The sequence below is a fragment of the Luteimonas rhizosphaericola genome, assembly GCF_029888045.1.
GTDB classification, from domain to species: domain Bacteria; phylum Pseudomonadota; class Gammaproteobacteria; order Xanthomonadales; family Xanthomonadaceae; genus Luteimonas; species Luteimonas rhizosphaericola.
The window spans coordinates 34540-54883 of the sequence record NZ_JARXRN010000011.1; the positions used below are offsets into that span (position 1 = coordinate 34540).

The 20344-nt window shown below is 72.0% G+C and carries 16 protein-coding genes; 2 read left to right on the plus strand and 14 right to left on the minus strand.

Going from position 1 to position 20344, the window contains the following annotated elements:
- Positions 1-88 precede the first annotated feature (88 nt).
- The gene (locus QFW80_RS00730) at positions 89-988 is read left to right on the plus strand and encodes a LysR family transcriptional regulator (protein WP_280598997.1); all 900 of its coding nucleotides are present in this window, start codon (positions 89-91) and stop codon (positions 986-988) included.
- On the opposite strand, the gene QFW80_RS00735 is transcribed toward QFW80_RS00730, so the two are convergent.
- The 11 genes from QFW80_RS00735 to QFW80_RS00785 all read right to left on the minus strand — a co-directional run bounded on the left by QFW80_RS00735 (position 973) and on the right by QFW80_RS00785 (position 15614).
- Entirely contained in the window at positions 973-1581 is a 609-nt protein-coding gene (locus tag QFW80_RS00735; RefSeq protein WP_280598999.1) for a LysE family translocator, read from the minus strand. The genes QFW80_RS00730 and QFW80_RS00735 overlap by 16 nt on opposite strands.
- A 623-nt stretch (positions 1582-2204) precedes the next feature.
- Positions 2205-2510, minus strand: a complete 306-nt coding sequence (locus tag QFW80_RS00740) for an antibiotic biosynthesis monooxygenase family protein (RefSeq protein ID WP_280599000.1) — start codon at positions 2508-2510, stop codon at positions 2205-2207.
- A 216-nt stretch (positions 2511-2726) separates the two neighbouring features.
- Positions 2727-5018, minus strand: coding sequence for a phosphoketolase family protein (locus QFW80_RS00745; RefSeq protein ID WP_280599002.1), 2292 nt, complete (start codon positions 5016-5018; stop codon positions 2727-2729).
- 166 nt (positions 5019-5184) lie between these two features.
- Positions 5185-5379, minus strand: a complete 195-nt coding sequence (locus QFW80_RS00750; RefSeq protein WP_280599003.1) for a hypothetical protein — start codon at positions 5377-5379, stop codon at positions 5185-5187.
- Positions 5380-5493: 114 nt separating this feature from the next.
- Positions 5494-6729: an acetate/propionate family kinase gene (locus tag QFW80_RS00755; protein ID WP_280599005.1), complete on the minus strand. Its 1236-nt coding sequence runs from the start codon at positions 6727-6729 to the stop codon at positions 5494-5496.
- Positions 6726-9179 (minus strand): heavy metal translocating P-type ATPase, encoded by a 2454-nt coding sequence (locus QFW80_RS00760; protein ID WP_280599006.1) that lies wholly within the window; start codon positions 9177-9179, stop codon positions 6726-6728. Before QFW80_RS00760 ends, QFW80_RS00755 begins: the two co-directional genes overlap by 4 nt.
- A complete protein-coding gene (locus QFW80_RS00765; protein ID WP_280599007.1) occupies positions 9176-9571 on the minus strand; it encodes a MerR family transcriptional regulator in 396 nt (131 codons plus the stop codon). Before QFW80_RS00765 ends, QFW80_RS00760 begins: the two co-directional genes overlap by 4 nt.
- Positions 9572-9924: 353 nt before the next feature.
- On the minus strand, positions 9925-11346 hold the full coding sequence (locus QFW80_RS00770; RefSeq protein ID WP_280599008.1) for a bifunctional enoyl-CoA hydratase/phosphate acetyltransferase: 1422 nt from the start codon (positions 11344-11346) through the stop codon (positions 9925-9927).
- Complete coding sequence (locus QFW80_RS00775; RefSeq protein WP_280599010.1) at positions 11343-12203, minus strand: universal stress protein; 861 nt, start codon at positions 12201-12203, stop codon at positions 11343-11345. The genes QFW80_RS00770 and QFW80_RS00775 overlap by 4 nt, the downstream gene beginning before the upstream one ends.
- On the minus strand, positions 12200-14977 hold the full coding sequence (locus tag QFW80_RS00780; protein ID WP_280599011.1) for a cation-translocating P-type ATPase: 2778 nt from the start codon (positions 14975-14977) through the stop codon (positions 12200-12202). The genes QFW80_RS00775 and QFW80_RS00780 overlap by 4 nt, the downstream gene beginning before the upstream one ends.
- A complete protein-coding gene (locus QFW80_RS00785; RefSeq protein WP_280599012.1) occupies positions 14967-15614 on the minus strand; it encodes a phasin family protein in 648 nt (215 codons plus the stop codon). Before QFW80_RS00785 ends, QFW80_RS00780 begins: the two co-directional genes overlap by 11 nt.
- A 310-nt stretch (positions 15615-15924) precedes the next feature.
- On the opposite strand from QFW80_RS00785, the gene QFW80_RS00790 reads away from it, so the two are divergent.
- Positions 15925-17658, plus strand: coding sequence for a M20/M25/M40 family metallo-hydrolase (locus QFW80_RS00790; RefSeq protein ID WP_280599013.1), 1734 nt, complete (start codon positions 15925-15927; stop codon positions 17656-17658).
- A 213-nt stretch (positions 17659-17871) separates the two neighbouring features.
- Here QFW80_RS00790 and prpF read toward each other — a convergent pair whose 3' ends face one another.
- Genes prpF through QFW80_RS00805 form a run of 3 tightly spaced genes read right to left on the minus strand, consistent with a single transcriptional unit; the run spans position 17872 to position 20240 of the window.
- Positions 17872-19083 (minus strand): 2-methylaconitate cis-trans isomerase PrpF, encoded by a 1212-nt coding sequence (gene prpF, locus QFW80_RS00795; RefSeq protein WP_280599014.1) that lies wholly within the window; start codon positions 19081-19083, stop codon positions 17872-17874.
- 25 nt (positions 19084-19108) lie between these two features.
- On the minus strand, positions 19109-19777 hold the full coding sequence (locus QFW80_RS00800) for a hypothetical protein (protein WP_280599016.1): 669 nt from the start codon (positions 19775-19777) through the stop codon (positions 19109-19111).
- Positions 19767-20240, minus strand: coding sequence for an SRPBCC family protein (locus tag QFW80_RS00805; RefSeq protein WP_280599017.1), 474 nt, complete (start codon positions 20238-20240; stop codon positions 19767-19769). Before QFW80_RS00805 ends, QFW80_RS00800 begins: the two co-directional genes overlap by 11 nt.
- Positions 20241-20344: the final 104 nt, after the last annotated feature.

Genomic DNA, 20344 nt, shown 5'->3' on the forward strand with positions numbered 1-20344 from the left:
AAATGAACGCGACCCTTTCGCCACAGGTGTGGGACCGGCCTTCCGGCCTAGCCTGCCCTGCTCCAGCTGGCGTCACCGGAACATGCGCATGATCGAGGACATCCGCTATCTCATTGCATTTGCCAAAGTCGCCGAGGCCGGTTCGTTCTCGACTGGGGCAAAAGCGCTGGGTCTTTCGACTGCAGCGACCAGTCAGTACATATCCAGGCTCGAGAAGAGCCTGGGCGTTCCGCTGTTCTACCGGAGCACGCGTCGCTTGTCCCTCACGTTCGATGGTGCCCAGGTGCTGCAAACCGCCCAGGAAATGCTCGGCCTGTATCAGGACGGGATCGTTCATCTCAAACAACGACCCAGCGCCAGTCGCAAGATCAGGATCACCATTCCCGCCGTGCTCGTACGCAGTGACCTGATGACGCAGATCGCGAACTTCATTCGCGAACATCCCGACGTCGATATCAGCATCTCGTGCAGCGACACCCGCTACGACATTATCGGTGAAAGCTTCGATCTCGCCTTTCGGATTGGCGAACTTCCCGACAGTTCACTCAGAGCCCGTCAGGTCCACTTCTTGCCCCGGGTCGTCGTTGCGAGTCATGCCCTGCTGGCGGCCTATCCACCGGTGGCACATCCGAGGGACTTGTCGAGCCTAGCCTGGATCGGCCTCACCATGCGTCCGAACCATCGGACGCTGCGGCATGCCAACGGCGAAACATGCGAGATCAGGTACTCGCCGCGCATCAAGGTCGACAGTATCGAGGCGGCGTACCAGCTAACCAGACAAGGCCTGGGCCTGTCGGCACCGCCGACATTCCTGGCCAGGAACGAGCTGGATCAAGGCGTACTCAGGTTGGTGGTCCCGGGATGGTCGTTGGAGCCGCTGAAGGTGCACGCCGTCTGGCCCTCCAATGTCCCGGCGACCAGCCCCGTGCATGCCCTGGTCAAGTCGCTTGGCCACGCGCCCGGACCCCTGGATCAATCCATTGACTGAAAGACCTGTACATGGACCAGATAAATGGCCGTCGCAATCAGCAGGCCGCCCATGGACAAGTTGAACAGCCGCATGCGGCTCTCACTGTTGAGGTACATCGCGGCACGGTCGCCCAGCAGCGCCCAGGCAGCGAGCGAGATGTAGCACACCAGGAAGTAGACGACCGCGAACACCAGCAGCGGCGTGGTTGTCTCTGGATTGGAGAACAGAGCCGCACCCGAGGCGCAGGCCATCCATGCCTTTGGATTTAGCCACTGCAACGTAAACCCTTGCATGAAGGTCGGGGCGCTCTTCTGGCCCGCCGCGAGCTGCGGGCGGGCCGAGGCGATCCTGTAGCCGATGTACACGATGAATGCCGAGCCCAGCACCGCAAGGCTCTTCATGAAGATCGGATGGCGTACGACAAGATGAAGCAATCCGAAGCTCACGAATATCAGCAGCAACGTAAAGCCGATGGTTGCACCAGAGACGTAGGGGATGGTGCGACGAAAGCCGTGATTCGCGCCCGACGAGACGATCACCATATTGACCGGACCCGGAGAGATCGACAGGGCCAGGGAGAACAAGCACATCGATACAAGCAGGGACATCATGGCGCTTTGCGGTGCCTCGGCTGACGGTATGCGCATGCTTCGGACACGGATGCCGAGGCCCTTCGCAGGCGCTGGGAAGACCAGGCCTCGCAACCGATTCTATTGCTGGGGACCAATGCCGATAAGCACCGGAATCGTGAAATGAATCTTTAGATATTCGTCACCGGTGGAACGCTCATCGAGACGGAAAGCAGAGGCGCGGACGAAATGTCGCTCGCGGCTGGAGCACCGATCCGCAGTTCGCACAGGATCACGCTTGCGTGGGGACTGCAGCGGGTGCGTGCGCGCAACGGGATCGGGGGGAACCACTTCGCTTCGGTCCCTCACGGGCAACGTCAGTCCACACCGAGGTGCCATGGCGCGGCTGCATCCATCTAGGCAGCGGCGGCGTGCGTCCACGTGTAGCGATCGGCAGGCAGCATCCCCGCCACGTCCAGCGTTTCGCCGCGGCAGATGTCGCCCAGCGCCCTCGTCTTCGCCGGTCCATCATCGATCCGCCGCAGCACTCCCGGCCTCGGACTGAGCCGCGTATGGATGAAGATCACGCGCGGCAGCCCCGGCGATTCGAGAAGGGACGGGGCAATTGAATGCATTGGCTCCTTCCGCCCCTGATCACTCTCAGGTCAGGAGGTGGAGAGCACCTCGTAGTGCGTCACGAAGGGCTCCCGCTCCAGCAGGTAGTCGTCGTCTTCCGGGTAGTATCGTGCGCGCTCGTAGTCCGGCCCGGCGAATGCGCGGATGGCATCCAGCGAATCCCACAGCGTGATGAGCAGGAAGTGCGTGATCTCCCCTTCGGTGCGCCGCAGCACCTGCACGCCGCGATTGCCCGGGGTGGACGCGTAGTCGCCCAAACCGGTGCGGAGCAGGTATGCGTGGTAGGCGTCGGCCTGCGCGCCGGCAACGCGGCCATGCCAGGTTCTCGCGATCATGACGCCTCCTCGTGCGGTTGCCCCGGGGTGTGGAACTCGATTCTAGCGACGCCGGGAGGCCGGAGCCTGCCCGCCAACGTCGCGACGCGGCGGCGTGCGTTGGCGCCCGGTGAGTTCATCGCGCGCCGGCTTTCCACTGCTCGCAGTCCTTGGATATTTCCCGCCCCGCACCGATCGGCTTGATGCACCGACGCATCCGAGACCGGGCCCGGGCTCCTATCCGGCGACGCCTGCCGCCGCCTCCACCGCATGCATCGCCGTGCAGCGATTGGCGAGCAGCATCCCGGCGACGTCCAGCGTGCCGCCACGACTGATATAGCCCAGCGCCCGCGTTTTCTTCGGGCCACCGTCGATCCGCCGCAGCAGCCCCAGCATCGGTTCCGGTCGGGTATGGGTGAGGACCACCCGCGGCAGTCCGGGCGGGAACAGCGCGTGCAGCCGGGCGTCGTCGAGCACGAACTCCTGTTCCAGTTCATCGCGCGGGATGCGCAGCCGCCCGGGTTCGATGATCACGCTGACGCATGCGTCCAGCCCGCGTTCGGCGAGGTGCGCGCGCGCCTTCAGCGCTTCCTCCAGCTGGTAGGCGCCGATGGCGACCAGTTGCACCTTCGCCGTCGCCGGGTCGCCGACCACGTGCGCCGCGCCGTCGCGCACCAGCGCCTGCGCGGCCTGCGCATCGAAGTGGTGCGGCACCTCGCGCTTGGACACCACCAGGCAGGCCAGCTGCCCGCGGCCGGCGTAGACGTCGCGCAGTGCGGCGACGGCGGTGTTGCCGTCGAGCGGGAACAGCACGCGCGCGGTGTCGGACATCTCGCCGAGCAGGGCCTCGCCGATGGTCGGGTCCTGGTGCGACTGTTCGTTCTTGGCGTTCTCCCAGGTGTGCGAGGTGACCACCAGCGGCACGGGCAGCCAGCCCGGGGCCTGGCCGGCCTCGCGCTGGTGGCGGGCGAAGATGATCTCCTGGCGCAGCAGGCCGAGCATCTTCATGGCGAAGGCCTCGTAGCTGACGATCAGGTTCAGCCCGCCCTTGTTGCCGAGCGCGGCGGCGGCCACGGCTTCCTCGTTGAGCGCGGTGATCACGGCGCCGTGCAGGTCCTCGTGCACGCCGGGCTCGGGCGCGTTCACGCGGTGGCGCAGCAGCGCAAGGGTGTCGCCCATCTTGTTGCTGGCCAGCTCGTCGGGATTGCCCACGCGCACGCGCAGCGACGGGTTGGCGCGCACCAGGGCGACGAACCAGCGGTCGAGCGCGGCCATGGCGCTGCTGGCGCCGCCCAACGGTTCCCACCCGGGCTCGGGCAGCACCGGCGCCGGGGGATGGCGGCGCGCCATCGGGTGCGCGCTTTCGGACGGGCGCTGCTGCGCGTGGTGCACGGCGAAGGCCGCGAGCGCGTCGTCGAGCTCGACCGGCGGCACGCGCAGGGCGGCGGCGCCCTGGTTGAACAGCGCGCGCGCGGCGGCGTCGCGGTGCGGGTTGCCGCCCAGCGGCAGGTTGTGCGCGGCGTTGGTGCCGGCGCCGGGGAAGCCGTAGCCCTTTTCGGTCTCGGCGATCACGTAGGGCAGCGGTGCGGGGTAGCGGTGCTGCGGGTCGTCGGCGAAGGCGCGCAGCGCGTCCTCGGCCTCGACGATCGCGCAGGCGATGGCGGCCGGATCGCGGCCGTCGACGATGCGCGGGTCGAAGCCGTTGTGGCGCACGTCCTCGGCCAGCCACGGCGCACCGCCTTCCTGCACGATCTGGGTGCGCTGCTCGATGCGGCGGCCGTTGAGGATCATCACCGGGATGGCGAAGCCGCTGTCTTGCGCGCGCCACCAGCGCGGAGCCCAGTCCGCGCCGCGCTGCTCCTCGAACGCGCCGTCGCTCAGGAAGGCCACCAGCGATTCGCCCGGCAGCGGCATATGCACGTACTGCAGGCCGGCGAAACCGAGATACCCGCCTTCGGATACCGCGCCGGCGGTGTTGGGGCCGGCGTGGCTGCCCAGCGGCACGGCCGGGCGGCCCTGCGCGTCGATGGCGTAGGAATAGAAGTCGGCGCACAGGCGCGACAGGCCCGCCGCGCTGCGGTCGTAGCGGCCGCGCTGGCGGGGCGAGACATCGCCGGTGAGCGCGTTCACCGCCTCGATCGCGGCCACGCAGTGGCCCTGGCCCATGATCCAGCCGCGGGTGGTGGCGGTGAGCGCATTGGCCAGCAGGTAGCCGACGAAGGCCGGCACCATGTTGAGCGACCCGCCGGTGTGGCCTTCGGGCGCGGGCTTGAAGTCGTCGGGCTGCAGCGGCGCGCCGTCCGGGTCGAAGCGGCGGGCGTAGGTCATGTGCGCGACCACGTTCATCGCCACGCAGGCCAGACGGTCGGCGGCGGCGAACAGGCGCCAGGCGGCGTCGGCATCGTCGAGGCGGCCCTGCGCGACCAGGCGCGCGACCAAGGCCTCGCTGGCGGCGACGGTGGCCTCGCGGTGGACGATGGGGCCGTGGCCGGCGCGCCAGCGCGTGCGTGGGGTGTGCGGGGTGTCCATGGGTCGGGCCTCCTGTGCGGGGTGGCGGACGGGAAACGGGCTCAGGGCCGCGGCTGGGGTCGAACGCCCCTGCGCGTCGGTGCGGCGGGCGCTTGCCGGGGTGACGCCGGGGTCCGACGCCTGGCCCGAGCCGGCGCGTGCGGAGGGCGTCCCGGGTGGGCGCGGCTCACAGCCGCACCTTGTCCAGGATCAGCAGCACCGCGATCAGGGCGGCCATCGCGACGAACAGCACCCCGCCCCACGCCAGGCCCACGCCGCCGCGGCGGCGCAGGGCGAGGTTCAGCAGCCCGACAGTGGCCAGCGGCACCAGCAGCAGCGCCAGCAGGATCTTCCACAGGTCGGTGTCGAGGCCGAGGAGCAAGGGGCTTCTCCGGAGCGGTGGGAGCAAAACCGGGGTCAGAGTCGAACTTTCCCTCGGGTATCGATGGAGATTGAACATGCGGGGGAAATTCGACTCTGACCCCCGTTTTTCCGGTCAGCCCGCCGACGCCCGGAGCACCGCGAGGGCGTCGCGGGCGGCGACCCATTCCTCGTTGGTCGGCTCCACGCCGACGCGCACGCGGCTGTCGCCGGTGGAGATGATCGCCGCATCGGCGGCGTTGGCGCCTTGATCCAGCGCAATCCCGAGGAAGGTGAGGCCCTGGCACACGCGCTCGCGCACGAAGGCGTTGTGCTCGCCCACGCCGGCGGTGAACACCAGCAGGTCCAGCCCGCCCAGCACCGCGGCCATGGCGCCGATCTCGCGCACGATCCGGCGCACGTACAACGCCAGTGCCAGGCGCGCGCGTTCTCCCGCCTCGCCTGCGTCGCCCTCGTGGCGCACGATCACGCGCGGTTCGGACGAGAGGCCCGACACGCCGAGCAGGCCGGAGCGGTGGTAGAGCGTCTGCGCCACTTCTTCCAGCGAGAGTTTCTCGATCTCCATCAGGTACAGCAGCGCGCCGGGATCGAGCGCCCCGGTGCGGGTGCCCATCATCAGCCCGTCGAGCGCGGAAAAGCCCATGGTGGTGGCGACGCTGCGCAGGTCCTGCATCGCGCACAGGCTGGCGCCGCTGCCCAGGTGCGCGACCACCACGCGGCCGTTCGCGAGTGCGCCATGGCGCTCGGGCAGCGCGGTGGCCATGTACTCGTACGACAGGCCATGGAAGCCGTAGCGGCGCAGGCCGCGCTGCCAGGCGTCCCAGGGCAGCGGCAGGAGTGTTTCCACGTCGGGCAGGGTGTGGTGGAAGCCGGTGTCGAAGCAGGCCACCTGCGGCAGGTCGGGGCGTTCGCGCAGCAGGATGTCGATCGCCTCCAGCGCGAACGGCTGGTGCAGCGGCGCGAGCGGGATGTAGCCGCGCAGGTCGTCCAGCACGCCGGCGTCGACGCGCACGGGTTCGAAGTAGCGGCTGCCGCCGTGCACCACGCGGTGGGCGACGGCCGCGAGACGACGTCCGCCGAGGCGCGCGACCACGCCTTCGCGGATGCGCTGCAGCGCGGCCAGGTGCGGATGTTCGCCAGCGAGGTCCGCCGGCGCGGGATCGATGCCGGTCTCTCCATAGGTTGGCGACGGGCCGCCGATGCCCTGCACCTTGCCATTCCACGCGGGCTTGCGCGGCAGCGGATCGACGCCGGCATCGAACAGCGCGAACTTGATGCTGGACGAGCCGCAGTTGAGCACCAGCACGAGGTCGCCGCGGGTGGCGTCACGGTCGTCCGTTCTCGAACTCATGCCGCAGCCTCCCGCGGCGACTCCGCGATTGCAAGCCGCTGGCCGCGCAGGCGCAGCGCGTTGCCGACCACCGAGGCCGAACTCAGGCTCATCGCCAGTGCCGCGATCATCGGCGACAGCAGCAGGCCGATGAACGGATACAGCACGCCCGCCGCGATCGGCACGCCCAGGCCGTTGTAGGCCAGCGCGAACCACAGGTTCTGGCGCATGTTGCGCACGGTGGCCTGCGACAGCGCGCGCGCCGTCGCAATGCCGCGCAGGTCGCCCTTGACCAGGGTGACCTGGGCGCTGTCCATGGCGACGTCGGTGCCGGTGCCCATGGCGATGCCCACGTCCGCCTTCGCCAGCGCCGGCGCGTCGTTGATGCCGTCGCCGGCCATCGCCACCACGCGTCCTTCCGATTGCAGGCGTTCGATGAGTTTCAGCTTGTCCTCGGGCCGCACCTCGCCATGCACCTCGTCGATCCCCAGGCGCGCGGCCACGGCGTTGGCCGTGGTCAGGCCGTCGCCGGTAGCCATGACGATGCGCAGGCCGGAATCGCGCAGCGCGGCCAGGGCGTCGGGCGTGCTGGCCTTGACCGGATCCGAGACCGACAGCAGCCCGGCCAGCGCGCCGTCGACGGCGAGGAACATCACGCTGGCGCCCTCGCCGCGCAGCGCCTCGGCACGCGCGGCCAGCGGCGCCGGGTCGATCCCCACCTCGCGCATCAGCGCGGTGTTGCCCAGCGCCAGTTGCCGGCTTTCGACGCGGCCGCGCACGCCGATGCCGGAGCTCGATTCGAACTCGTCCACCGGCGCCAGCGCCATGCCGCGTTCGCGCGCTGCGGCGACGATCGCGTCGGCCAGCGGATGCTCGCTGCCCTGGTCGAGGCTGGCGGCCAGGCGCAGGACCTGATCGGCGTCGAAGCCGTCGGCGGCGTGCGCTTCGCCGAACGCCGGCCGGCCCTCGGTGAGGGTGCCGGTCTTGTCCACCACCAGGGTGTCGACCTCGCGCAGCCGCTCGATCGCCGCGGCATCGCGGAACAGCACGCCGCGGGTGGCGCCGCGACCGGTGGCGACCATGATCGACATCGGCGTCGCCAGCCCCAGCGCGCAGGGACAGGCGATGATCAGCACCGAGACCGCGGCGATCAGGCCGTAGACCCAGCCGGGTTCCGGCCCGAACAGGCCCCAGCCGAAGAACGCGGCGACCGCGACCGCGACCACGCCCAGCACGAAGCGCCCGGCGACCACGTCGGCCAGCCGCTGCATCGGCGCCTTCGACCGCTGCGCCTGCGCCACCATCTGCACGATCTGCGCCAGCAGGGTGGCCGCGCCGACGCGCTCCGCGCGGATCACCAGGGCGCCTGCGGTGTTGAGGGTGGCGCCGATCACGCGGTCGCCCTGGGCCTTGCGCACCGGCAGCAGTTCGCCGGTGAGCATCGATTCGTCGATGCTGCTGCCGCCTTCGACCACCTCGCCGTCGACCGGCACCTTCTCGCCCGGACGCACGCGCAGGCGGTCGCCGACGTGCACGTGTTCGAGCGGGATGTCCTCCTCGCTGCCGTCGTCGCGCAGGCGGCGCGCGGTCTTCGGCGCCAGCCCGAGCAGCGAGCGGATCGCGGCCGAGGTCTGCGCGCGCGCCTTCAGTTCCAGCAGCTGGCCCAGCAGGGTGAGCGAGATGATCACCGCCGCGGCCTCGAAGTACACCGACACCCGGCCCATCGACGCGAACGCCGCCGGGAACACGCCCGGCGCGAGCGTGGCGACCACGCTGTACAGATACGCCGCGCCGGTGCCAAGCGAAATCAGCGTCCACATGTTCGGGCTGGCGTTGCGGATCGACTGCCAGCCGCGGACGAAGAACGGCGCGCCCGCCCACAGCACCACCGGCGTGGCCAGCACCAGTTCGACCCAGCTCTGCGTGGCCATGCCGAACAGGTGCAGGCGGTGCCCGAACATGGCCAGCACGAACACCGCGGCGGTCAGCGGCAGGGTCCACCAGAAGCGGCGCGAGAAGTCGCGCAGTTCGGGATTGTCGTCGTCCTCGAGGCTCGGCAGTTCCGGTTCCAGCGCCATGCCGCACCTGGGGCAGGTGCCGGGGTGGTCCTGCCGGATCTCCGGGTGCATGGGGCAGGTGTAGATCGTGCCGGCGGGGAGCGGTTCGGGGCGCGGAGGCCGGGGGGCGGCGTGTTCTCCGTGGCTGTGATGATCGTGGCTGCCGTGGCTGCCGTGGCTGCCGTGGCTGCCGTGACTGTCGTGACTGCCGCAGCAGGATGCGGATCCGGTGGCGCCCGTGTAACGGGCGGGCTCGGCGGCGAACCTCTCCGCGCAGCGCGCGGAGCAGAAGCGCCAGCTGCGGCCGGCGTGTTCGACGCGATGCGGCGAATCGCGGCCCACCGTCATACCGCAGACCGGATCGCGCAGCGGCGCGTCGTGGCCCTGCACGGCATGGGGCGTGTCGCGGGTCATGGCGCGTCCTCGCCGGCCAGCGCATTGAGGATCGGACAATCTTCGGCGCGGCCATGCCCGGGGCAGGCCGTCACCAGCGCCTGCAGCCCGCTGCGCACCCGCTGCAGTTCGGCGATGCGGGCGTCGACGTCGGCAAGCCGCAGCTGCGCGGCCTGGCGGATGCTGGCCACGTCGCCGCGCGCGCCCAGGCCGAGCAGGTCGCGGATGTCGTCGAGCGGGAAACCGAGCGCCTTGGCGCGGCGGATGAAGCGCAGCCGTTTGAGTTCGGCGGCGCCGTAGCGGCGGTAGCCCGAGGCCAGGCGGCCGGCGGGCGCGAGCAGCGCGTTGCGTTCGTAGTAGCGCACGGTGTCGATCGCGACCCCGGCCTGCTGCGCGAGTTGTCCGATGCTCATGCTCGACATGGGGGCACTCCGATGCGGGAGGACGGCCAGTCTGCACCCTGGACCCGGGTCCAGAGTCAAGGCCCCGACGGTTCCGACTCCCGCTTGCGGGAATGGATGCCCGCCGGGGTAGAAGGTGCCGAATACGGATGAGGGCGCGCCAGGGCGCGGCGCGTGCTGGGTTTCGTGCCTACACGTAGCCCGGATAAGCGGAGCGCATCCGGGGGCCTGGCGCGACCACCACACATCCGCGGCAACACCCACCGTGGCGGCAGGTTTGAACCCGCGGACCGCAGACGCAGCGCATCGGGGTGATGCGGGTCCCCGGATGCGCTGCGCTTATCCGGGCTACGGCCACCGTCGGATCAGGGCGGGTCGGTGCGGTAGCGGTGCGCGAGCATCAACGCGATGGCGCAGGAGGCCAGGCGCGATTCGCGGGCGTCGGCGCGGCTGGTGAGCACGATCGGCACCCTGGCCCCGAGCACGATGCCGGCGCTGGCCGCGTCGCCCATGAACATCACCTGCTTGGCGAGCATGTTGCCGCTCTCCAAGTCCGGCACCACCAGGATGTCGGCCTGGCCGGCGACGTCCGATTCGATGCCCTTGGTGCGCGCGGCGGCGGGCGAGACGGCGTTGTCGAAGGCGAGCGGGCCGTCGAGCACGCCGCCGGTGATCTGGCCGCGGTCGGCCATCTTGCACAGCGCGGCGGCATCGAGCGTGGCGGGCATCGATGGCGTCACCGTCTCCACCGCGGCCAGGATCGCCACCTTCGGCGCATCCACGCCGATCACGTGCGCCAGGTCGATCGCGTTGCGCACGATGTCGGCCTTCTGCGCGAGATCGGGCGCGAGGTTGATCGCCGCGTCGGTGACGATGAACGGACGCGGATAGTGCGGCGTCTGCAGCACGAAGCAGTGGCTGACGCGGCGCTTGGTGCGCAGGCCGGAGGCGGACGACACCACCGCCGACATCAGCTCGTCGGTGTGCAGGCTGCCCTTCATCAGCGCTTCCACCTCGCCGGCGCGCGCCAGTTCGACCGCGCGCGTGGCGGCGGCATGGCTGTGCGCCACGTCCTCGATCGCGACGCCGTCGAGCGACACGCCGGCCTCGGCCGCCGCGGCTTCGATCCGCGCGCGCGGGCCGACCAGCACCGGCACGATCAGCCCCGCCTCGCGCGCATCCAGCGCGCCGGCCAGGCTGAGCGCATCGCAGGGATGCACCACCGCCACGCGCACCGGCTCCAGCGGCGCGACATGCGCCAGCAGGCGCTGCAGCCCGTCGTTGCCGGTGGCGTCCAGGCGGATCCCGGGCAGCGCGGTGCGCGGGCGTTCGATGCGGCGGTCGGGCGCGAGCACCTGCGCCTCGCCGTCGATGACCACCGCGCCGTCGTGGTTGAGGCATCGGCACGCCAGGGTCACGCGTCGCGACGCCGGTTCAAGCGCGGTCACCTCGACCTGGATGCGCAGCCGGTCGCCGGGGCGGATCGGCGCATGGAAGCGCAGCGTCTGGCCCAGGTACACGGTGCCCGGGCCGGGCAGGCGCGTGCCCAGCACCGCCGAGATCAGCGCGCCGCCCCACATGCCGTGCGCGATCACGCCGCTGTCCGGGGTGGAAGCGGCGAAATCGGGATCGACGTGGGTCGGGTTGAGGTCGCCCGAGAGCAGCGCGAACAGCTGGATGTCCTGCACCGAAAGCGTGCGCTCGATCGCCGCAGTGTCGCCCACGGCAAGCTCGTCGAAGGTCCGGTTGCGCAGGATGCGCAGCGTGTGCGCGTCGGCGGTCGTCATGGACGCACCACCAGCATGTCCGCGCGCACCGTGGTCAGCATGCGCCGCGCGACGCTGCCCACCAGCAGCTCGTGGATGCCGCTGCGGCCGTTGGTGCCCAGCACCACCAAGTCGGCGCCGACGCTGTCGACGTACTGCTGCACCAGCCGCGCCGGATCCCCGTGCTCGACCAGCAGCTCCACGCCGTCGTCGACGCCGGCCTCGCGCAGGAAGGCCCGGCCCTCCTCGCGCAGCCGCGTGGCCGCATCCGCGATGGCCTGGTCGCGGCTGCTGTCGAGCAGGCCCAGCATCGGCACCGAGTAGCCGTGCAGCACGGTGAACTTCGCGTCCGGAAACTGCGTCCGCGCGCGCTGCAGCGCGGCGGCGCACGGCGCGGAGAAATCGCTCGCCAGCAGCAGGCGGCGGTAGGCCCGGTGCACGCGTTCGTGCACCATCAGCAGGGCGATGCCTGGGCGGCGCAGCAGGCGGTCGAGGGTCGAGCCCAGCACCACCGGCGGCCGCGCCGTGGCCTGCACCGGGCCGGTGACCACCAGCGCGGGGGCGATCGCGTCGAGCAACCGGGCCAGCTGCTCGCCCGCCGCGCCTTCACGCACCTGCACCTCCCAGGCGCGCGCGGCGGCCGCGAACTCGGGCTCCAGCCGCTGGCGCGCGAGCTGCGCGTCGCTGGGTTCGGTGTACCAGCCCGGCAGGTCGTGCCGCGGCACGTTGCGCGCGGTGCGTTCGGACGGCTCGACGACGGTGGCGGCGACCGCGCGTCCGCCGAGGCCGCGAGCGAGGGCGAGGGCGCGGTCGGTGGCGCGGTCGCAGCGCGGCGCGAGGTCGGTGGCCAGCAGCAGGCCGGAGCCGGGGGTGGTCATGCGCTCGGGTCCAGTGGCGTGGGCTGCGATCGTGCCACGGACTGCAGTTCCTCGAACACGCCGAGCCGCCGCAGCAGCCACTTCTCGCCCTCCAGCAGCGCCAGCAGTGCGACCCCGGTGGCGACGATCACCACGCCTTCGAGCAGCGGGACCGGGCGGCTGTCGAACAGCGCATGCATCCACGGCAGGTAGGTGAAGGCCAGCTGCGCCAGCACCACCGCCGCGATCGCCCACAGCACCGCCGGCGTGCCGCGCAGTCCGCGCAGCGAGAACGAGGTGCCGTGCAGGTAGCGCACGCTGAACAGGTAGAAGATCTCGAGCACGCAGAACATGTTCACCACCATGGTGCGCGCGGTGGCGACGTCGTGCCCGCGCGCCTGCGCCCAGGCGAACACGCCGAACGCGCCGGCACTGAACAGCAGCGACACCAGCACGATCCGCCACAGCATGAAGGGCGAGACCAGCGGTGCCTCGCGCCGGCGCGGCGGCCGCGCCATCACGCCCGGTTCCGGCGGTTCGAACGCCAGCGACAACCCCAGGGTGATGGTGAGCACCATGTTGATCCACAGGATCTGCGGCGGCGTCATCGGCAGCACCCAGCCGAAGGCGATCGCGAGCACCACCGCCAGCGCTTCGCCGCCGTTGGTGGGCAGGGTCCAGGCCACCACCTTGCGGATGTTGTCGTAGACCGCGCGGCCCTCGTGCACGGCGGCGGCGATGGAGGCGAAGTTGTCGTCGGCCAGCACCATCTCGCTGGCTTCCTTGGCCGCCTCGGTGCCCTTGTGGCCCATCGCCACGCCGATGTCGGCCTGCTTGAGCGAGGGCGCGTCGTTGACGCCGTCGCCGGTCATCGCCACGGTGTGGCCGCGCGACTGCAGCGCGCGCACGATGCGCAGCTTGTGCTCGGGCGTGGTGCGGGCGAACACCGTGGCGCGCTCGGCCAGCGCCGGCAGCGCGTCGTCGGCCACGTCCTCCAGCGCGTGGCCGGTGACCACGCGGATCCCGTCGGCCAGGCGCAGCTGGCGGGCGATGGCCTCGGCGGTCGCGGCGTGGTCGCCGGTGATCATCTTCACCGCGATCCCGGCGGCGCGGCACGCGGCCACGGCCTGCACCGCCTCGTCGCGCGGCGGATCGATGAAGCCGACGATGCCGGCGAACACCAGGTCGCGCACATCCTCCTGCGCCAGCCGCTCCGGCACCTGCGGCAGCCGGCGCCAGGCGAAGCCGAGCACGCGCTGGCCCTGGGCTCCCGCGGCGTCGATCGCGGCGCGCCAGGGCGCGTGGTCGAGCGCTTCGGGCTCGCCCGTCGCGCCGGCCTGCGCGCTGCACAGCGCAAGCACCTGTTCCGGCGCACCCTTCACGCACAGCAGCGCGTGGCCGTCCTCGGTGTCGGCGTGCAGGGTGGCCATGTAGCGGTGCGCGGCGTCGAACGGCACCTCGTCCAGGCGGGGGTACGCGCTGCGCAGCGCGGCGTCGTCGAAGCCGGCGCGCGCGGCCAGTGCGAGCAGCGCGCCTTCCATCGGATCGCCGTCCACCCGCCACTGCCCGTCCTCGTCTTCGTGCAGGCGGGCGTCGTTGCACAGCAGGCCGATGCGCGCCACGCGCTGGGCGGAGGCGAGCGCGACATCGCCGCCGTCGCGCGCCAGCAGGGCGCCGCTCGGCGCGTAGCCGCTGCCGCCGGCGTCCACCGTCCCGGCGCGGGTGGCGATGCTGCGCGCGCTCATCTCGTTGCGGGTCAGCGTGCCGGTCTTGTCGGAGCAGATGACGGTGGTCGCGCCCAGGGTCTCGACCGCGGGCAGGCGACGGACGATGGCATTGCGCGCGGCCATGCGGCGCACGCCGATCGCCAGCGTGATGGTGATCACCGCCGGCAGGCTCTCGGGCACCGCACCCACCGCCAGCGCCACCACCACCATCAGCGCGTCGAGCCAGGCGTAGCCGCGCGCGACCACCGCGAACACGAACAGCGCCGCGGCCGCGGCGATGGCCAGCGCGGTGAATGCGCGGCCGAAGCGCCGGATCTGCTGCAGCAGCGGGGTGGCCAGGCTGTCCACCTGCCCGAGCAGTGTGCCGATGCGGCCCATCTGGGTGGCGACGCCGGTGGCCACCACCAGCGCCACCGCCTGGCCGGCCGCGACCAGGGTCCCGGAGTACAGCATCGACACGCGCCCGCCGAGGTCGGTGGCGGCGTCCACCGGGTCGGCCTGCTTGTCGACCGGGACCGACTCGCCGGTCAGCACCGCCTCGTCCACGCGCAGGCCGCGGGCGCGCAGCACCCGCGCATCGGCGGGCACCCGGTCGCCGGCCTCCAGCAGCAGGATGTCGCCCGGCACCAGCGATTCCACCGCGACCGCCTCGCGCGCGCCGCCGCGCAGCACCCGCGCCGTCGGCGCCAGCATCGACCGCAGCGCCGCCAGCGCCTGCTCGGCGCGCCCTTCCTGCACCACGCCCACGACCGCGTTGACCAGCACCACGGCGCTGATCACCGCGGCATCGACCAGGTGCCCCAGCCCCGCCGCGAGCACCGCCGCGGCGAGCAGGAACAGGATCAGCGGGTCGTTGAACTGGCGCAGCAGGCGGCGCCAGCCGGGCACCGCGCGTGCGGCCGGCAGCGCGTTGGGACCGTGCGCCCGGAGCCGGCTGGCGGCCTCGTCCGGGGCCAGGCCATCGGGCGCGGAGCCCAGGCGCGCGAGCGCGTCATCGGCGGCGATCGCGTGCCAGGCCGGAACCGGCCCCGGCGCCGGGGTCGCGACCGCCGCCGGGTCAGCCGCCACGCCCGCGCGATCCCTTGCCCGGGGCGCGCTTGCGTGGGGCGGCCGCCTTGCGGGCCGCGGACGTCCGCGCGGCCGCGGCAGGCCTGGTGGGGGGCGGAGATGCGGCAGCGGTGCGGGCGGGCGCATCGTGGCCCGCATGCTCGCGCCCGCCGCGCGGCGGCGCGCTTGCACGCGGGCGCGCGCCGGCCGCGCCCGGCACCAGATCCGCGAGGGCGGCCTGCCAGCCGCGCAGCAGGTCGTTCCAGGCTGCGCCGGGGTCGGGCAGGCCGGTCGCGGGGGCGCCGCCGGACCAGGCGGCGGCCAGCTGCGACTGCCAGTCTCCCAGCGCTTCGGCCAGTCCGCGCACGAAATCCTCCTGCGCGCGCAGCACCAGCTGGTTCAGGGCCTGGCCGTCGCCGACCCGCTGTTCGGCCTGGCGCCAGAAGGCCTCCACCGGCAGCGCCGCGAGCGCCTGCCAGTTGCCGCCGTGCAGCAGCCGACGGGCCTCGGCTTCGATCTCGGTCGCGCCCTCGCCCGCTGCGCGGGTGCCGAGGTCCATCCAGTCGCGGGTGCTGTCCTGCAGCAGGCGGCCGATGCGCAGCTGCAGGTCGAGGTTGGCTTTCCACAGGGCCATGGGCAGGTCGGGGGCGGCGGGCATGGCATCACCTCTTGGCGTGGGCGGGCGGAGGCCGCGGCGGAGATCGACGCGGCGGGGGAGCGGAGTCGGCGCGCACTGCGTCGCCGGCCGGGACGGCCTGTCGCAGGTGATGATCACGGAGCCGGCCCGGGGCCGCATTGACCGCGATCAATCCGCGCGACGCGTGGCCGATGCAGGCTGCGCGCGGGGGATGGCGGCCGGATGACACCCGCCACGCCGCGCGCACGGCCCGCGCAGGACGGGCGGCGCGCGCGTTGGCGCGCGCGCGCGGGCGGTGCTAGCGTCGGTCGCCCGCCTGTCGCGACCGCCGATGCCGATGCCGCTGCCCACGCTCCGTTCCGCCTGCCTGCCGCTGCTGTGCGGCCTGCTGCTGGCCGCCTGCCAGCGCGACGCCGCGCCGCCGGCCCCCGCCGCGCCAGCCGAACCCGCGGCCGACGCGGCCGCCCCGCCCGCCACCCCGCCTCCACCCAACGACACCGCGGCCGGCCAGCGCATCGAGGCCGACGTGCGCGCCCTGGCCGACGACGCGATGGAGGGCCGCCGCACCGGCACGCCGGGCTTCGATCGCGCCGCGAACTACGTGGCCTCGCAGTTCGAGGCGATCGGACTGGCGCCCGCCGGCGACGACGGCAGCTGGTTCCAGGCGGTGCCGCTGCTGCAGGCGACGGTGCAGTTCGACGGGGCGCGGCTGGACATCGTCCGCGACGGCGGGACCATCGCGCTCGAACCGCGCAGGCAGTTCCTGCCGCTGGCCAACTTCCACGCCGCCGAGGCCGCGGTCGACGCGCCGGCGGTGTTCGTTGGCCAGGCCGTGCATGCGCCGGACCTGGGCCACGACGATTTCGCCGGCGTGGACCTGGACGGCCGCATCGCGGTGATGTTCGGCGGTGCGCCGGCACGCTTCGAACCCACCCAGCGCGCGTTCCACTCGTCCACCCGCGAAAAGCTGCGCAACGTGGCCGAACGCGGTGCGGTGGGCGTGGTGTACGTGAACACCGCCGACGACGAGGTCCGCAACCCGTGGGCGCGGTCGGTGCAGAACGCCACCCAGCCCTCGATGCGGCTGCGCGGCGACGACGGCGGCGCGATCGACGCCTGGCCGCAGCTGCGCGCCAGCGCGGTGGTCAGCGCCACCGCCGCCGACGCACTGTTCGCCGGCGGCGACCGCACCGCGGCGCAGCTGTTCGACGCCGCGCGCGCGGGCGAGCTGCGCAGCTTCGCCCTGCCCGGCACGCTGCGGCTGGCCGGCCGCACGCGCATCGAGCCGCTGGCCTCGCGCAACGTGGTCGCGCGCCTGCCGGGCGCGGACCCGGCGCTGGCCGCCGAGCACGTGGTCTACACCGCGCACCTGGACCACATCGGCACCGGCGAACCGGTGACCGACGCGCAGGGGCGCGAGGACCGCATCCGCAACGGCGCGATCGACAACGCCCTGGGCGTGGCGATCCTGCTCGAGGCCGCGCGCGAGCTGCAGGGCGGGCCGCGGCCGAAGCGCTCGATGGCGTTCGTCGCGCTCACCGGCGAGGAACAGGGCCTGCTCGGCGCGGAGTGGTTCGCCAACCGGCCGTCGGTGGACGGCGAGGCGGTCGCGAACATCAACATGGACATGCCGATGCTGACCGCACCGACCACCGACGTGGTGCCGATCGGCGTCGACCATTCCTCGCTCGGCCAGGTGCTGGAGACCGCCGCAGCCGAAATCGGGGTGACGCTCTCGCCCGATCCGTTCCCGGAGGAGACCGTGTTCGTGCGCAGCGACCAGTACGCCTTCGTGCGCGCCGGCGTGCCCGCGGTGTACCTGATGGCCGGCGTGGTCGGCGCCAATCCCGACCAGGACCCGCGGGTGGCCGCCACCTGGTTCCTGCGCAACTGCTACCACCAGCCCTGCGACCAGGTGGACCTGCCGATCCAGTACGGCGACGCCGCGCGCCTGGCCACGCTCAACGCCCGCATCGGCCGCATCACCGGCGACGCCCCGCAGCGCCCGCGCTGGAACGACGGCGACTTCTTCGGCGAGCGTTTCGGGAAGCCGGGTCCGCAGTAGCGCGGCGTGCGGTGGGCCGGGCGGAGCGGGTCTGGCGCCGCTGGACCGAGGGGCATCGCATGGGACGTCCGTCCCCCGTTCAACGGGGCATCGCGCGCTTCACGGGTGGAAGGTGCCCCGAAGGGGCGGATGGGGGCGGCCCGCCGCGCCAGTCCCTCCTGCATGCCGACCAGGATGCCGGGACCGTGGCCGGGTCGAGCCCTGGCGCGACCCTCAGTCCAGCGTTTCCGCCGGCACCCGCACCGCGCCCTCCATCAGCACCCGCGCCGAACGTGACATCACCGCCTTCGTCACCGTCCAGCGCCCGTCCACCTGGGCCACCGCCGCACCGACGCGCAGCGTGCCCGACGGATGCCCGAAGCGCACCGCCTCGCGCGTGCCGCCGCCGGCGGCCAGGTTCACGAGTGTGCCCGGCACCGCGGCCGCGGTGGCGATGGCGACCGAGGCGGTGCCCATCATCGCGTGGTGCAGCTTGCCCATCGACATCGCGCGCACGTTGAGGTCGATGTCGCCTGCCGCGATCGCCTTGCCGCTCGATGCCACGTAGGCCGCAGGCGGCGCGACGAACGCGACCTTCGGCGTGTGCTGCCGCCGGATCGCCTCGTCGGCGTGCGCGATCAGGCCCATGCGCAGCGCGCCGGCCACCCGGATCGCTTCGAGCTTCGCCAGCGCGGCGGGGCGGTCGTTGATCGCCGGCTGCAGTTCGGTGCCGTCGAGGCCGATGTCGGCGGCGTCGACGAACACGGTGGGGATGCCGGCGCTGATCAGCGTGGCGCGCAGCATCCCCAGACCGGGTACGTCGAGCGTGTCGACCAGATGACCGGTGGGGAACATCGCGCCGCCGCCCTCGCCCCCCGCCTGCGCGGGGGCAGGCTCGTCGGAGGGATCGAGGAACTCGAGCACGATCTCCGCCGCCGGGAAGGTCACCCCGTCGAGTTCGAAATCGCCGGTTTCCTGCACCTGCCCGTCGGCCATCGGCACGTGGGCGAGGATGGTCCTGCCGATGTTGGCCTGCCAGATGCGGACCGTGGCGGTGCCATCCCGCGGCACGCGCGCGGGATCGAGCATCCCGTGCGCGATCGCGAACGGCCCCACCGCCGAGGACAGGTTGCCGCAATTGCCGCTCCAGTCGACGAAGGCGCTGTCGATCGAGACCTGGCCGTAAAGGTAGTCGACGTCGTGGTCCGGGCGCGTGGACGGCGCGATGATCACGCACTTGCTGGTGCTCGAGGTCGCCCCGCCCATGCCGTCGGTGTGCTTGCCATAGGGGTCGGGCGAGCCGATCACCCGCAGCAGCAGCGCATCGCGCGCCGGGCCCGGCGTGCGCGCGGCCACGGGCAGGTCGTCCAGGCGGAAGAACACGCCCTTCGACGTGCCGCCTCGCATGTAGGTGGCGGGAATGCGGAGCTGGGGGCGGTGGGTCATGCGGATTCCTGTTCGCTTCTACGGGTCAGAAGAGAGACGGCTGCGACGTGCTCGGTGAGGCGGGGGACAGCATCCAGCGGCGAAGCGTCTCGTAGCGATACGGCTTCCCGCCGCCGACGACCAGTTCGAAAGCATCGATCGACACCTCGACTTCGGGAAGCCTTTGCAGGGACGGCATCCGACCATGGAAGGTGTAGCTCACCGTCAAGTGGGGGCGATGTCCGCCGCCCCTCGGCAGGCCCTGTCTGCAAACGCCGTCATTGATCGCAGTCACCAGCGTGGTCAGCGCTTCGCAGTCCGCCTTCATCCATAACTCGACATTGCGGCTTCCGCGCTCGTTGGGAGCGCACCGGAGGCGGTCGAGCGACAGGCTGAACGCCTGCGCGCGGACGCCGTCGCCCGCGCGCAACAATCGCCGACGGATCTCCGCAGTGTCCCTGTAGCGATCGGACAGACTCTGGTGAAGCAGATCGATCGGGCTCATCGAGGCGCCCAGCAGACGCGCTACGCCAACGGTTTCCAAGCGGGAGGTCACGACGCCAGCGCAGGCGGTCCGCAACCTGGCCAGGAAGAGCAGTCGTGGCAAACCGCTGCCCGCTGGCCACCAGGCGTCGGGAACGACATCGTCGGCAGCGTCGCCGTCGCTCCCGGACGGCCTACCCGAGCGCTCGTGACGCGATCCGTCAGGCGCCATCGGGAATCTCCGGCTCCACCAGCTTCGCCAGCAGTTCCAGCGATTCCTGCCAGCCCATGTAGCAGAAGTCCACCGGGATCGCGGCCGGGATGCCGGCCTGCTCGATCCGCAGTTCGGTGCCGGCGACGCTCTTGTCCAGGGTCACCGTCACCTGCATCTCGCCCGGCAACCCGGGATTGTCGAAGGTATCGGTCTGGCGGATGCGCTCGTTGGGCACCAGCTCGACGTAGCGCACGCGGAAGGCGTGGCTCGACCCCGTGCCGAAGTTGGTGAACGACATGTGGTAGCCGCCGCCGACACGCGGGTCGAACTCGTGCATGGTCGCGGTGAAGCCGTTCGGCGGCAGCCATTTCACCATCGCACCGGCATCGAGGAAGGCGCGGTAGACGCGCTCGGGCGGCGCGCGCAGCACGCGGTGCAGGCGGACGGTGCCGGTGGTCGGGGTGGCGTTGGCATCGGTCATGCTCGGTCTCCGGGTGGGCGGGTGTGCCTGCACGACGAGCCGCCGTGCCCGCGTTCGACATCCGCGTCGCACCGACCCACCGGCTCTATCACCGCGTCACCCGC

Coding starts and splice junctions, on each gene's coding strand:
- QFW80_RS00730 (WP_280598997.1), top strand. CDS start 89: ATGATCGAGGACATCCGCTATCTCATTGCATTTGCCAAAGTCGCCGAG.
- QFW80_RS00735 (WP_280598999.1), bottom strand. CDS start 1,581: ATGATGTCCCTGCTTGTATCGATGTGCTTGTTCTCCCTGGCCCTGTCG.
- QFW80_RS00740 (WP_280599000.1), bottom strand. CDS start 2,510: ATGATCGCGAGAACCTGGCATGGCCGCGTTGCCGGCGCGCAGGCCGAC.
- QFW80_RS00745 (WP_280599002.1), bottom strand. CDS start 5,018: ATGGACACCCCGCACACCCCACGCACGCGCTGGCGCGCCGGCCACGGC.
- QFW80_RS00755 (WP_280599005.1), bottom strand. CDS start 6,729: ATGAGTTCGAGAACGGACGACCGTGACGCCACCCGCGGCGACCTCGTG.
- QFW80_RS00760 (WP_280599006.1), bottom strand. CDS start 9,179: ATGACCCGCGACACGCCCCATGCCGTGCAGGGCCACGACGCGCCGCTG.
- QFW80_RS00765 (WP_280599007.1), bottom strand. CDS start 9,571: ATGAGCATCGGACAACTCGCGCAGCAGGCCGGGGTCGCGATCGACACC.
- QFW80_RS00770 (WP_280599008.1), bottom strand. CDS start 11,346: ATGACGACCGCCGACGCGCACACGCTGCGCATCCTGCGCAACCGGACC.
- QFW80_RS00775 (WP_280599010.1), bottom strand. CDS start 12,203: ATGACCACCCCCGGCTCCGGCCTGCTGCTGGCCACCGACCTCGCGCCG.
- QFW80_RS00785 (WP_280599012.1), bottom strand. CDS start 15,614: ATGCCCGCCGCCCCCGACCTGCCCATGGCCCTGTGGAAAGCCAACCTC.
- QFW80_RS00790 (WP_280599013.1), top strand. CDS start 15,925: ATGCCGATGCCGCTGCCCACGCTCCGTTCCGCCTGCCTGCCGCTGCTG.
- prpF (WP_280599014.1), bottom strand. CDS start 19,083: ATGACCCACCGCCCCCAGCTCCGCATTCCCGCCACCTACATGCGAGGC.
- QFW80_RS00800 (WP_280599016.1), bottom strand. CDS start 19,777: ATGGCGCCTGACGGATCGCGTCACGAGCGCTCGGGTAGGCCGTCCGGG.
- QFW80_RS00805 (WP_280599017.1), bottom strand. CDS start 20,240: ATGACCGATGCCAACGCCACCCCGACCACCGGCACCGTCCGCCTGCAC.